We start from the raw sequence: 14,071 nt of genomic DNA, 5'->3' as shown, positions 1-14,071 counted from the left end.
TCCCACGTTCCGTATTAATCCATCTATAATCACGCCACCCCTATGACTCCGGTAGTTTACTAAATTTCTTGCGACTGTTATCCATTTAGTATGGCAGGGTTCGAGACCGTCAAAACTCTCCCCAATTCTACTGATACGCATCTCGAAGCTACTACGGGTTCACGCACAACGCATTACGGCTTGATTATTTGAAAGAACGAAGCTTCAGCATCATCCTCACGGACTTATCTGTTCGCTTTTCTTCAGGGTGAACAGCCAATTGCCCTGACAGGATTTTCACCTGCTGGATTAACTCAGCATCGTGGCACACCAACAGCTACTTGTAAGAATAGTAGCTCAAGTACAAACGATAAATAATAGCACAAAGGTTGTATGCTCTGTAATTTTTACAAATTATTACCACCGCTTTTTATTTAGTCAACCATTAAAGAACTGATAAATGAAAATAATACTAACAATAATACTTAAAATTAGAGCAATCAATTTGATTCTTGACATTGTTCTTTTTTTGCTTGATGTGCTGTTGCTGCTAATATCAAAAGTGCGACTTTTTGAGAAATTGTCAGACGACTGACTTAATGTGCCAGAATTGTCACCCATAACAATATTACCGAGGTTGACAATCTGTTCGCTTTTGTCTGGATCTTCTTCTTTTAGAAATTTTTCTAAATAGAATTCTTTCTCAAAGAAGAAATCGGGATGTTTTCGTATATGTCTTTCGGAACCCCCTTTAAAATCAGCTCTTCTGACTATAATTTTATTGTCAACCTCTAATACTTCAAGAACACTTCTAATTTTTTGAACATTTTCATTTAATTGTTCTGATAGTTTAGAAGCTTCTATTTCCTCCTTTTCAGGCAGATTTTCAAGTATTAAGTCTTTAAGTTTGGCTTCTTCTAATTCTGTCATCACTTTTTGAATTTGAGATTAAAGGAGTAGTAACGATTGCATATAGTGCGTCTGCACTTTATTTCTTTATTATTATTTTCAATTTCATTTTTCAAATTTAATTATTTTATAATAACTAAATCATTTCATCAAAAACCATTTTCATTTGTTCTTGTTTTCTGGTTTCTGAAATGTGTAGGTAAATCATTGTAGTTTCAATTTTTGAATGTCCAAGCAGTTTCTGCAGAATTTCAAGCGATCCGCCATTTCCATTTTTGCAGCTTTATTTCTTTTATACACTAAGAGCAGCTGCATTATTTTTTATCCTTTGTTTACCTGTATAAATCCACTTATTATTGGCTGTGCTTTCTTTAGTTCAATTTCCTGAATGAATAAATCAACTGCGGAAGAAGTTCCTGCTGAAAATCCAGCAGTGATTCCTGAATTAAAATCATTTTGGATTATTCCGGGTATTCCCATTTTTTCCAATTCATCCTTTAGTAAATTTACTATAACTTCTGTCCCTGTATATACTCTAATCAAATTGTTTTTTTCTTTCATTTTTCAAATATAACTATTTCATTTTAACTAAATCATTTTGTCAAAACCCATTTGTTCTTGTTTTCTGGTTTCTGCTTTTGCCATTTCAGCAAAGCCGAGGGAGCAAGAATCGAACCTGCCACAGACGGTTTTATCCGCCCGCTATTGGTGTTGAAGACCAATTGAAACACCAGTTTCTTCCCCTCTATAAATTGCTTCGAAATAAATTAAACAAAATTCATTTGATAAATTTAAAACAAAATTCATTATAAAGCAAAAATTATTTGAAAATCTAATTTATTTAAGCTTAATCTAAAGATAATTTGCAATATTCATGTTGTTCATGCATTAAAGTACTTAAATTAATCATTAATATGATTGTTCATTGAAATATATTCAAAATTATTATGATAAATATCATGTATCTGCAATAATTTGCAAATAATATCGAACAATTTGCATTTTTATTATGATATTTGTCATGTTTGGCTATTATGACGATCTAAATATTTGGTAAGTCAGCAAAACTATCATACATTTGAAAAGGATAATTTAGTATGAATTTGATTTTAGAATAAATTTTTAACATGAAATTAAGTAATTATTACAATAATAGTTTTCATACAAAACCACCTGAATCCAATCAGAAATTTCAACTTATATGCACAGATAGGCATTCATATCATTTTCAAAAGACTCAATAGAATACATTTATTTTCAAGATTATAATATTTTGAATTTTTTCAAAATGTAAATTGTTTTTATAAACTAATTTAATACTAACTTTAAAGGGAGGACTTTATGACAAAAATTACCAGAAGGCAATTTTTTCAGCGAAGTGCATTTACTTTAGGTGCTGTAGTTACTACATTTGCATTGTCTCCAAAATCTGCTATTGCAAATAAGAAAGATTTTAAGACATTTAAGACAAAAGAATCAACTACTATCTGTCCGTTTTGCGGAGTAGGTTGTGGATTGATTGTTTCTACACGCAGCAATAAAGTAATAAACATCGATGGAGATCCTGACCACCCAATCAATGAAGGTGCTTTGTGTTCAAAGGGAGCTGCTTTATATCAAGTGGCAAACAACGAACTTCGATTATCGAAAGTACTGTATCGCGCCCCGGGTGCTAATGATTGGGAGGAAAAGGATTGGGACTTTGCTGTCCAAAAAATTGCTCTGAAAATTAAAGAAACTCGTGATGCCAGCTTCAAGAAAACAGATATTGAGGGGCGCACGATAAACCGAACTGAAGCAATTGCTTGTTTAGGCGGTGCCGCCTTAGACAATGAGGAATGCTACAGTTACAGCAAATTTGCCAGATCGCTCGGAGTTGTCTATCTCGAGCATCAGGCACGTATATGACATAGCTCAACAGTGGCCAGTTTGGCTGCTTCATTCGGACGAGGAGCAATGACAAACCATTGGATTGACATTGGTAACTCCGACTACATTATGATAATCGGCTCAAATGCGGCCGAAAACCATCCTATCTCCTTCAAATGGGTCAACAAAGCTCTTGCCAAAGGAGCAAAACTCATATCTGTTGATCCAAGGTTCACTCGAACATCTGCCGCCGCAGATATATATTCTCCTCTCAGATCAGGAACAGATATTGCATACATTGGCGGTATAATAAATTACGCCCTCGAATATGACCTAATTCAAAAGGAGTATGTTGTTGCACACACAAATGCTAGCTTTTTAGTTAATCCCGGATTCGAATTCAAAGATGGTCTTTTTGGTGAAATAAAAAATAGTGCTTACACCAAAACAAAATGGGGATTCCAAACAGATTCTTCAGGAATAATTAAAAAAGATCCTACACTAAGCGATCCTAATTGCGTTTATCAACTGATGAAGAAACACTTTTTACGCTACGATATAGAAAGTGTTTGCGAAATAACCGGAACACCTGTTGATTCCTATAAAAAAGTTGTTGAAACTTTTGTGGAATCTCACAAAGCTGATAAATCCGGTACAATTATGTATGCAATGGGAACAACTCAGCATACTCATGGTACACAGAATATTCGTTCCTATGTAATTCTTCAATTGTTAATGGGAAATATTGGAGTTGCCGGTGGAGGAATAAACGCCTTACGTGGTGAATCAAATGTTCAGGGATCTACAGATCATTGCCTTTTGTTTCATATTCTCCCTGGTTATCTTAAATCTCCAACTGCCGACAATATTGATCTTGCAAGTTATTTGGGAAAATGGACTCCAAAAACAAAAGATTCAAAAAGTGCCAATTGGTGGGGAAATTATTCTAAATATATCACCAGTTTACTGAAATCTTTCTGGGGCGAAAATGCACAGCCGGAGAACGATTTTGCGTTTAGTTATTTGCCAAAAAGAAGTGCAAATTATTCGCACATTTCAATGTTTGAAGCTATGGACAAGGGTACCATAAAAGGACTTATTGCTCTCGGGCAAAATCCTATTGTTGGCGGACCCAATGCCTCTATGGAAAGTAAAGCTATAGAAAAACTTGATTGGTTGGTTGCAGTTGATTTGTGGGGAACCGATACTGCTAATTTTTGGAACAGACCCGGAGCCAATCCGGCAGATATTCAAACAGAAGTATTTTTACTTCCAGCTGCTTCATCTATTGAAAAAGAAGGAAGTGTAACAAATTCCGGAAGATGGGGACAATGGCGATATAAAGCCGTAGAACCACCCGGAGATGCCAAACCTGATTTATGGATTTTAGATAAACTTCATAAAGAGCTTAAAAAACTTTATAGCAATGGAGGAGCTTTCCCTGAACCTATAACTAAGCTTAATTGGAATTATGGTGAAGGAGAAGAACCCGATCCACATATGGTTGCTAAAGAAATCAATGGATATTTCCTTAAAGATGTAGATTTTCCTGCAAAAGGCAAATCTTTCAAAAAAGGAGATTTGGTTCCAAGTTTCGCATATCTGAAAGACGATGGTAGTACTTCTTCCGGAAACTGGTTATATTGTGCCAGTTACACCAAGCATGAGCACGAAGAAGGAAATATGATGGCTCGCAGAAAACGTTCTAATCCTGAAGAGGATATTATTGGTCTGAATCTTGAATGGTCGTGGTGCTGGCCTGTAAACAGAAGAATAATCTATAACAGAGCTTCTTGCGATGCAACCGGCGTTCCTTGGGCACCTGAAAAACCTGTTGTAAAATACGACAGACTTGCAGGAAAATGGAAAGGCGATGTTCCTGATGGAGGATGGCCACCAATGAAAAACCCTGATGGTACAATTAATCCGAAAGGGAAATATTCATTTATAATGAGAAAAGAAGGACATGCTTGTCTTTTTGCATCTTCGCTAAAAGACGGACCATTCCCTGAACATTACGAACCTGTAGAAAGTCCGGTTTCAAATCTGATGTGCAGTCAGCAAAACAATCCTATGATAAAAATTTGGCGTCCCGAAGAAATTGGCGATTCTAAAGAATATCCGATTGTTGCAACTACTTACCGTGTTACAGAACACTGGCAGGCAGGAGCTATGACAAGAAATTTGCCATGGTTGGCTGAACTCTGCCCCGATGCTTTTGTTGAAATTAGTCCACAACTTGCCCAAGAAAAAGGCATAAATCATGGCGATAAAGTAAAAGTAAGTTCTATCCGCTCTACAATTGAACTCTATGCCTTGGTAACAGCAAGATTTAAACCTTTTAAAGTATCCGGAAAAAAAGTTCATCAAGTTGGACTTATTTGGCATTTCGGACACAAAGGTATTGCAACCGGAGCCAGTGCCAATGAGTTAACACCACATGTTGGCGATGCCAATACTATGATACCTGAATATAAGGCATTTCTTTGTAACGTCGATAAAGCATAGGAGGAATTGATATGAAAGAAACATATAATGAACAAATGGCCCTTCTCACTGATAATACAAAGTGTATAGGTTGCCGAGGATGTCAGGTTGCTTGTAAGCAATGGCACAATTTGCCAGCCGAAAAAACAGAATTTTTTGGCGGACCTGGCTATCAGAATCCTTCAAAGCTTAGCTGTTCTACATTTACACTTATTCATTATCATGAAAAAGTTGAAAATGAAGAGTTGAAAGACTGGGCATTTTATAAAGAGCAATGCAGACATTGTATCGAACCAGCCTGCGTTTCAGCTTGTTTAGTCAAAGCATTAGAAAAATTGCCAAATGGTGCGGTAGTATATCACGACGATCTTTGTATGGGTTGCCGATATTGCATGATAGCTTGTCCTTATGAAATACCAAAATTTGAATATCACAAACCAATTCCACTAATTCAAAAATGTGATTTTTGTTACGATAGAATAGAGGAGGGACTAAAACCAGCTTGTGCACAAACTTGCCCGTCCGATGCTATACTTTACGGAGAACGAGGCGAATTAATCAAAGAAGCCCAAAAAAGAATCTCAAATAATCCTGAAAAATATGTTGATCATATTTACGGTGAGCATGAAGTTGGTGGTACAAATGTTATGTGCATTTCAAGTGTTCCATTAGAAAAATTTGGTATCAAAACAAATGTTGGAACTGCTTCAATTCCATCTTATACTAAACCATTTCTATCTGCTGTACCTGTTGTTATTATTGGAGGAGCAGCCGTTTGTACTGCTTTCCATTGGATAGCAAAACGTAGAGATGAATTGACTAAGGCAGAAATGAAAGATTTAAAAGAATCTGTTGAAACTAAAGAAAAAAAGGAGGATAATTCATGAGTACAGTAAACAAATCATCAAATAGCTGGTTTAGAGAAAAAGTTTTCTTAGGATTATCTTTCCCGAAATATCTTAAAGTTGCTTCTACACCGTTCAACATTATTGCTTCGCTAATAATGTTGGCGGGCTTGATTGTTGGAATAATTCGTTTTACAAAAGGACTTGGATATACTACTAACTTAACTGACGAATATCCGTGGGGTCTTTGGATAGGCTTCGATCTTCTTTGCGGAGTTGCTCTTGCTGCCGGTGGATTTATGATTGCTTCGGCAGTTCATCTTTTCGGATTAAAAGAATACAGACCAATTTTAAGACCGGCAATTCTTACAGGATTTTTAGGATACTTTTTTGTTGTGGTTGCACTTCTTTTCGACCTTGGTCAGCCGTGGCGATTACCATATCCAATGATTGCTTCGTATGGAGTAGCTTCAGTAATGTTTTTGGTAGCTTGGCACGTTGCTCTTTATCTGACGGTTCAATTTCTGGAATTTTCACCGGCCATTTTCGAGTGGCTCAATATGAAAGCTGCCAGACGCTGGATACTTAGAATAATGGTTGGAGTCTGTATAGCAGGTGTGATTCTTTCTATGTTGCACCAATCTGCATTAGGAGCTTTGTTTTTATTAGCACCACTAAAAGTTCATCCGCTATGGTATTCTTCTTTGATACCAATATTTTTCTTCGTTTCAGCAATTGCTGCAGGTTTGTCAATGGTAATTTTTGAAAGTATGCTTTCGCATCGATTTTTTAAACATCAAGTAGAAGGAGAAAATGCATATGACATAAATACTATTACAATTGGTCTTGGCAAAGCTTGCTCGGTTGTTTTGATAGCATATTTCTTTTTGAAATGGATTGGGGTTGCCCACAGCAACAATTGGGAACTACTGGCAACACCTTATGGCTACTGGTTTTTAGTAGAGATTTTTGGTTTTGTTCTTCTTCCTGCCATTCTTTTTGGCATTGGAGTCCGTTCGAAAAGAGTCGCCCTGGTACGTTTTGCAGCAATTCTGACAGTTCTGGGAATTATCGTTAATCGTTTGAATGTTTCAGTAATTGCTTATAAATGGGACGAACCTATTGGTTATTACCCAAGTTGGTCGGAAGTAATTCTGACTATTGCTATAATAACTGCTGGTGTTGTAACATACAAATGGATAGTTTCAAGGATGCCTGTACTTTATAAGCACTCTGAATATCCGGAGCATGAATAATTTAATATAAAAGGAGGAAAAAAATGTTAGATTTATTTATATTATTATCTGTATATCCGTCAACAAAAGGTCCGGAATACATAATTGCTATTGCTTTTTTAGTTATTTTTATTATTGTTTTGGGACTTTTTTTTAAGTCTGATGATGAGAAAATAAATTAGTTTATTAATTTTGTTAGTGTTATGTCTCAATTTGGCATAACACTAACTTTATTTGTAGAAACAATTTTTAGAATAAAAAGGTGATGAGCAAAAATAGTAAAAAGGAAGAAAATAGTTTTATTTTGAATTTTTTATGCGATTTCAATGAATTGAAATATTCTTTTCAGGAAATATCTTTCAATAAGTCTTTCGACAAAAATATTGTTGAAGAGAATATCCAATTAATAAAGCAGAAAAGATATGCAATTAGTGATGATATCTGGAACATAAAAGAGAAAGAAAATCACCAATTTCTCATTTCACTCTTAGAACTGATTGGGCAATATGTTAATGAATTTAAAAATGATATCGAAAAGATTAGCAAAATTTTTAAGGAAGATATATCTTTTTCAAAAGAGTTCATACTTAATATTTTGACAAACAAGCAAAAGAAAATTTCAGAATTTATTAGAAACGAGAGCTTATCATTAGATTTTCTTACTTTTTATGCAATTTTTGCAGCATATCCTTATCGCGAAAGCGTATCTCAACTAGTTCACACAAAAGAAAAAATAGAAGAGCATATTTCAGGATTTTGTCCGATTTGCGGCCACTGGCCCGGAATGTCATATATTGATAAAAAAGAAGGGCAAAAGCTTATGGCATGTATTTGCTGTGGAAGTATTTGGTCTTTCAGACGACTGAGATGTTCTTTTTGTCATTCTGCCGACAAAGACAAATTAGGATACTTAAATATTGAAGGAGAAGAAGCAATCTCTGCATATACTTGCGACATTTGTCGTAGGTATGTAAAAACCAAGAATATAAGCAAACATGAAGCCGAAATTTCGGAAGTAACAATTCTAAATGATTATATGTCGTCAAGCAACATTGATATTGCTGCACTGCAAAACAAATATCTGCAAGAATGGATTATTGGAACCCGATTTGATGGTCCGAAAGATGTGCGAATAGGCGAATACCTGAAAAACTCATAGTATGAATAGAATTGCTTGTGCAATATTGGCAGGTGGCAAATGCTCAAGAATGGGGGGCAACAATAAAGCTCTACTAAGCATTAATAACCGTAAGTTTTGTGAAATTACAATTAATGTAGTTTCTGAAATTTTTGATGAAATTATTATTGTTACAAATTCTCCTAACGATTTTAATGCTTTTGAAAAGAAGTGCCATATAATTCCTGACATTTTGTTAAATAAAGGACCTCTCGGAGGAATTTATTCTGCACTTGTTCACACAAAAAAAGAAGCATTGTTTTTTGTGCCCTGCGATATGCCATTTTTGAACTCTCAACTTATTATAGATGAAATTGAAGCATTCTCTACTATGAATTGTGATGCTTTTGTTCCAAGAGTTGGAGGAAATTTAGAACCCATTCATTCGATTTTCAAAAAGAAATTGGCAGAAAAACTATTCTTTTTTTTAACAAGCAATCAAAAATTCTATATCAAAAGTTTTTTGAAACTTATTGATGTAAAATACTATGATTTAGAAGAAAATGATTTTTACAGAAAAGTGTTTACTAATATCAATACACCTCAGGAACTTGCACACATAGAACCTGAAAGTTTGTAAAGTTGAAAACTATAATTCTTTCGATAGCTATCGGGACAAAATTCATGTAAAAAATGAACAACTCTGGGAATAATGGTAAAGCAATTTTAGGAGAAATTGTATCAATAAATATCAGCAATGATCGTGGAGTGAATAAAGACTCGATTAATGAGGCATTTTTAGTACAAGACTACGGTCTCTGGGGCGATATTCATGCTGGCGAAAATTTGGAAAAACAAATAAGTTTGCTTCCATACGAGAGTATTTTGAGCCATAAAATTTGCCCAAAAATCAAAAATGGTAATGGTCATTATCATCCGGGCGATTTTGGCGAAAACATTACTTTAAAAGGAATAGACTTTCATTCTTTGAAACTAAATACGAAAATAGCTTTTGCGAATAATGTAGTTCTTGAAATATCAAAAATTGGAAGAAATTGCAGATGGAACTGTAAACATAACCATAATAACAATGGAGGCTGCTTTGTTAGATGTAAAGGAATTTTTGGAAGAATTGTAAAAGGAGGAGTCATTAAAAATGGTGATACTTTAGAAGTGTCATACGAGTAAATTAAATTTTCATTAATTAAAAACTAAAAACATTATGAGAAAAATTATAGTAATTCTTATCTTAGCTTTCATTCCTATCCTTATGATTGGACAAAATGAAAACAAATTAGTTGTAAAACCATATGGATTTCTAAAAGGCGATATGGTTTATGCAACCTCAAGCGTTTATTCCTGGGGAAACCCAGCCAACATTTACTTGTCAGCACCCCAGTTTGCTGGCGGAGTAGAAAATCCTGCACTTGGGTTTACAGCACAACACACTCGATTTGGATTTAAACTTAGCAAAGACGGAGATATTAAAGTCGGAGGCAAACTTGAATTGGATTTTTATGGAGGTGCCTTTGATGCTAATGGAAAACCGCGTATCCGTCAAGCTTTTGCAAGTGTTGCAAAGGGAAATTTTGAAATGCGTATCGGACAGCAATGGGATTTATATTCACCTGTAAATGCATCAACTAATAATACAAATGGAAATATGTGGTATGCCGGAAACAGAGGATTTCGCCGTGCACAAATTCAATTGAGCTATAAACTACCAATGGATAATATTGTACCAATGATTCAACTTTCGGTTGGAGAAGGAAGCAAAGAAGGTGCAGGATTAGGAATAGACAATAAGGCTGCAAGTCCAATGCTACAAGGAAGGATTTCCGCTAAAATCAATAAGAAATATGTTGTTGGTGTTTATTTTATGAATGCCAATTTTAGTCCAATACCGGATTCTACAAATTATGATTTTAGTGCCAGTGGATTTGGAGCTGATATTACACTTCCTATACACAAATATTTTTCGTTGAAAGGAGAAGTAAATATGGGTACAAACTTGAATAATGCAAATCTTTTTAATATAGCCGGAAATGGTGCTGAAGGAGATGATAGAAAAAGTCTCGGTTTATGGTTTAATGCCAGTTCAAAAATTCATAAGCATTTTCAGGTAGTTGTTGGATTTGGTATGGATCAAAATCAAACAGACGATCTTGCAATTGGGGCAATAGAATCAAATACAGTCATTTATGGCGATATAATATTTCCAATTACAAAAGAGTACTCAGTTGCTCTCGAATTAGAACAAATTACTACAGCCATTAAAGATGGCGATGATCGTTCGGCATTGATTATTAATTTTTCAGGAAAAATCAATTTTTAATTTTTAAAGGAAATTTTGATTTTTTAATTCAGCTAATAAAGTTGCGATGATATGTGGAATTCTTATCATCGCAACTTTTTTTTTATTGAAGCAAACAAAACTATTGAATTGACCGTACTATAATTTTTAGTAAATTTTATATAATTAATTAACAAGAAAGACTATGAGAGTTGCCAATATCCTAAATCATGAAGAAAATAAGCCTATAATTTCATTTGAATTCTCAAGAGCAAAAGACGAAAAAGCTGCTGCAAATCTCGATAAAGCTCTAACAAAACTTAAAGTTTTAAACCCCAATTTCGTAACAGTTACATTCGGAGCTGGTGGCTCAACCAGCGAAGGTTCTATTCAATTGGCTGACAAGTTAAAAAATCAATTTGGATTCGATGTAGTTTCATATATTGCCGGGGTTGGTATCAGTCCTTCGAAAATGACAGAAGTTTTAGACAAGTTTCAAGCACTTGGCGTTGAAACTGTTTTTGTTATCCGTGGCGATGCACCTACTTGGGATAAAAATTATGTGCCAAATCTGGAAGCTTTTACTCATGCCTCCGACATGGTTCCATTTATCAAAAAAAACTATGACTTTTGTCTTGGTGTCGGAGCTTATCCTGAGGGGCATCTCGAAGCCGAAAGTTTAGAAAAAGATATTGAATATTTGAAGCTTAAAGTTAAAAATGGTGCCGAATATATTGTCGCTCAGTATTTTTACGATAATCAATACTTTTTCGATTTTCTGAAAAGAGCCAGAGCTGCCGGAATTATCGTACCAATTGTTCCGGGAATTATGCCAATTTATTCTGAAAAGTTGATGAATAATTTGGCAAAAGTTTGTGGTATAACAATAACTAAAGAAATCCGCGATGGATTAGCAGCTCTACCTCCCGACGACAAAAGTGCTGTAAGCGAATTTGGGCTACAGTTTGCCCTGAAACAATGCCGAGAACTCTTGAAAAATGGAGTTTCAGGATTACATTTTTATACAATGAATCGTGCTAAAACCATTGTTTCTTTAGTTGAGACTTTGCGTGAGGAAGGATTGTTGATTTGAGGATTGCTTAGTCTATTAAGTATCGAATGTTTTATAGTATAATTAGTTGTATTTCAAATATATAACAAAAAGCTCTAAATTAAAGTTTGGAGCTTTTTGTTTTATCTTCCAAAATTATTTAGTATGTAATATTATTTTCGTAACTTGATTAATTTTTGATTTGCATAATTAATAACAAGTATGAGTTTTATTAAGAAAATAAAGAATGACAGCCAGTATTGTTTGTCAATTATTTTATCTCTTATATCAATTCATTCATTTATAGTTGGAATTGGTCTGATTTTTTTCTCTGGCAATTTAATTGAATACCTTGGATTTCAATTTGTAAATGAGAGATTTTTTCAGGTTCAGGGCGGTGTATTTCACGTTATTATGAGTATTTGTTACTTGCTTCCAGTACTTGAATATAAAAAATATGAAAGCTTAATTATTTTTTCAATTATAATCAAATTATGTGCTACAACATTTCTCATGATTTATTTTCTATTTGTTGATTCAATTTTATTAATACTCCTTTCCGGAATAGGAGATGGAGCAATGGCTATTGCATTAATATTTGCTTATCGTTCAAATAAATACCGAAATCCAGAAAAATGAAAGGTGATTTGCCAAATATAATCGTAACCGGAGCCTCTGGGATTGTAGGAAAAAGTTTTCTGGAAAATACTAAGGGAAAATTCAAAATATATGCAATTGCACGACGCTCTCAAATGGAAGTCCAAATAGAAGAGCATCCAAATATTAAGTGGATACAAGTAGATATCGGTAACGAAAATAATCTTTATCAAATATTAAATCTGAACATTAAAGACAAGATAGATTTTGTGCTTCATTTAGCCGGCTATTATGATTTTACAAATACTAATAATATAGAATATGTAAGAACAAATATTAATGGAACACGATATATTTTGGAATATTCGAAAAAGTTAAATATTAAACGGTTTATTTTTGCTAGTTCTGTTGCTGCACATGAATTTACGAACAGGAGTAAAATATTAAATGAAAAAAGTCCTCTTGACGCCAATTATCATTATGCAAGAAGTAAAATGGAAGGAGAAAAAATTGTGAAAGAATTCTCAGAATATTTTCCTTGTTCTGTTGTACGCTTTGCAGCAGTTTTTACAGATTGGTGCGAATATGGCCCCTTATATATTTTCTTAATGACTTGGTTTTCAAAAAAATGGAATTCGAGAATGTTAGGTGGCAAAGGTTTGTCTGCAATACCATATATTCATTCGAGTTGTCTTAGTCGAATGTTATTAACAATTTTTTCTAAAAGTGAAAGACTACTCCGGTATGATGTATATATTGCAAGTCCTGATACCGCAATCTCTCATAAGGAACTTTTTGAATTCTCTACTCGCTATTATTTTGGAAATAGAATCAAGCCAATAATGACACCTAAACTGATTGCTTCTTTCGGAATAATTTTATTCGATCTTCTTGGTCGATTATTTGGCAGCAGACCATTTGAAAGATTTTGGATGATAAAATATATTGATAAAAAACTTGACGTTGATTCTTCTTATACCAGAAAAGTACTTAACTGGGATCCTACACCACGATTTCAAATATTACGCAGAATGCTTTACATTACCGAAACATTGAAAAGTAATCCATATTTATTTCACTCGAAAAATACAAGAGCTTTATTACGAACTTCTCAAAGGTCTAATTATATTATTTATGAAGTAATGGTAAAATTAAAAGATGAAATAAATGCCAAAATCAAAGAGATTTTATTGGACACAAAAAGAAAAAACGAATTCTCAAGATATCAAAATGTTAATATTAATACTTTGAACTGGGATGTAAGTGTTTTCTATCAATTACTTACTGCTTCAGTCCGAAATCATGATAGATTGATTCTACTTAATTATTTGCGAAACATTTTAGTCCCAATTCTATATAAGGAGGGCTTCAAATCGTATGAAATTAATAATGCTATATTAGAAACTGGAAAAATTGTAATTTCCTTACTTTTAAAAGAACCTGATCTAAAGGGTATGAAGCAGTTCGTTTACGATGAAATTTCAATGACAATACAATTATCTGTTGATGAAGTGGAAAATGCTTTTGAACAATTTTTTAAAAAACCATCAATAAGTAGAATGCCTCACAGAGCAGATATTCAAGAAAAACTTCAAAAACTCGCTACTTTTTATGATAACGACAAGAAAGAATAAGTATTTAATATGGCGATCTCCAAAAATCCACAGTTCAAGACATTCGAGTTCTTTT

13 protein-coding genes and 1 tRNA gene are annotated in these 14,071 nt (G+C 33.9%); 11 read left to right on the top strand and 3 right to left on the bottom strand.

Annotated elements, in window-relative coordinates:
* Nucleotides 1-417: 417 nt before the first annotated feature.
* The 3 genes from HN894_05855 to HN894_05845 all read right to left on the bottom strand — a co-directional run bounded on the left by HN894_05855 (nucleotide 418) and on the right by HN894_05845 (nucleotide 1,636).
* The gene (locus HN894_05855; protein MBT7142843.1) at nucleotides 418-909 is read right to left on the bottom strand and encodes a hypothetical protein; all 492 of its coding nucleotides are present in this window, start codon (nucleotides 907-909) and stop codon (nucleotides 418-420) included.
* 300 nt (nucleotides 910-1,209) lie between these two features.
* Entirely contained in the window at nucleotides 1,210-1,449 is a 240-nt protein-coding gene (locus HN894_05850; GenBank protein ID MBT7142842.1) for a hypothetical protein, read from the bottom strand.
* A gap of 96 nt (nucleotides 1,450-1,545) precedes the next feature.
* A tRNA-Sec gene (locus tag HN894_05845) sits at nucleotides 1,546-1,636 on the bottom strand.
* 593 nt (nucleotides 1,637-2,229) lie between these two features.
* Here HN894_05845 and fdnG point away from each other — a divergent pair.
* The 11 genes from fdnG (at nucleotide 2,230) to HN894_05790 (ending at nucleotide 14,016) form a co-directional block, all read left to right on the top strand.
* Nucleotides 2,230-5,265, top strand: coding sequence for a formate dehydrogenase-N subunit alpha (gene fdnG / locus HN894_05840; GenBank protein ID MBT7142841.1), 3,036 nt, complete (start codon nucleotides 2,230-2,232; stop codon nucleotides 5,263-5,265).
* An 11-nt stretch (nucleotides 5,266-5,276) separates the two neighbouring features.
* On the top strand, nucleotides 5,277-6,131 hold the full coding sequence (locus HN894_05835) for a 4Fe-4S dicluster domain-containing protein (GenBank protein MBT7142840.1): 855 nt from the start codon (nucleotides 5,277-5,279) through the stop codon (nucleotides 6,129-6,131).
* Nucleotides 6,128-7,345, top strand: a complete 1,218-nt coding sequence (gene nrfD / locus HN894_05830; GenBank protein ID MBT7142839.1) for a polysulfide reductase NrfD — start codon at nucleotides 6,128-6,130, stop codon at nucleotides 7,343-7,345. The genes HN894_05835 and nrfD overlap by 4 nt, the downstream gene beginning before the upstream one ends.
* Nucleotides 7,346-7,368: 23 nt before the next feature.
* On the top strand, nucleotides 7,369-7,506 hold the full coding sequence (locus tag HN894_05825) for a hypothetical protein (GenBank protein MBT7142838.1): 138 nt from the start codon (nucleotides 7,369-7,371) through the stop codon (nucleotides 7,504-7,506).
* 83 nt (nucleotides 7,507-7,589) lie between these two features.
* Nucleotides 7,590-8,483, top strand: a complete 894-nt coding sequence (locus HN894_05820; GenBank protein ID MBT7142837.1) for a formate dehydrogenase accessory protein FdhE — start codon at nucleotides 7,590-7,592, stop codon at nucleotides 8,481-8,483.
* 1 nt (nucleotide 8,484) lies between these two features.
* A complete protein-coding gene (locus tag HN894_05815; GenBank protein ID MBT7142836.1) occupies nucleotides 8,485-9,081 on the top strand; it encodes a molybdenum cofactor guanylyltransferase in 597 nt (198 codons plus the stop codon).
* Between the two features lie 53 nt (nucleotides 9,082-9,134).
* Nucleotides 9,135-9,629 carry an MOSC domain-containing protein gene (locus HN894_05810; protein ID MBT7142835.1) on the top strand — a complete coding sequence of 165 codons (495 nt, stop codon included), beginning with the start codon at nucleotides 9,135-9,137 and terminating at the stop codon, nucleotides 9,627-9,629.
* 34 nt (nucleotides 9,630-9,663) lie between these two features.
* Nucleotides 9,664-10,776, top strand: a complete 1,113-nt coding sequence (locus HN894_05805; GenBank protein ID MBT7142834.1) for a hypothetical protein — start codon at nucleotides 9,664-9,666, stop codon at nucleotides 10,774-10,776.
* Between the two features lie 163 nt (nucleotides 10,777-10,939).
* The gene (locus HN894_05800; protein MBT7142833.1) at nucleotides 10,940-11,827 is read left to right on the top strand and encodes a 5,10-methylenetetrahydrofolate reductase; all 888 of its coding nucleotides are present in this window, start codon (nucleotides 10,940-10,942) and stop codon (nucleotides 11,825-11,827) included.
* A 180-nt stretch (nucleotides 11,828-12,007) separates the two neighbouring features.
* A complete protein-coding gene (locus tag HN894_05795; GenBank protein MBT7142832.1) occupies nucleotides 12,008-12,424 on the top strand; it encodes a hypothetical protein in 417 nt (138 codons plus the stop codon).
* A complete protein-coding gene (locus HN894_05790; GenBank protein MBT7142831.1) occupies nucleotides 12,421-14,016 on the top strand; it encodes an NAD(P)-dependent oxidoreductase in 1,596 nt (531 codons plus the stop codon). The genes HN894_05795 and HN894_05790 overlap by 4 nt, the downstream gene beginning before the upstream one ends.
* Nucleotides 14,017-14,071 lie beyond the last annotated feature (55 nt).

Source organism: Bacteroidota bacterium, assembly GCA_018692315.1.
Classification (GTDB): Bacteria; Bacteroidota; Bacteroidia; order Bacteroidales; family JABHKC01; genus JABHKC01.
Note: the sequence above shows the minus strand (reverse complement) of the source record. Positions and strands in the feature narration are given on the sequence as shown.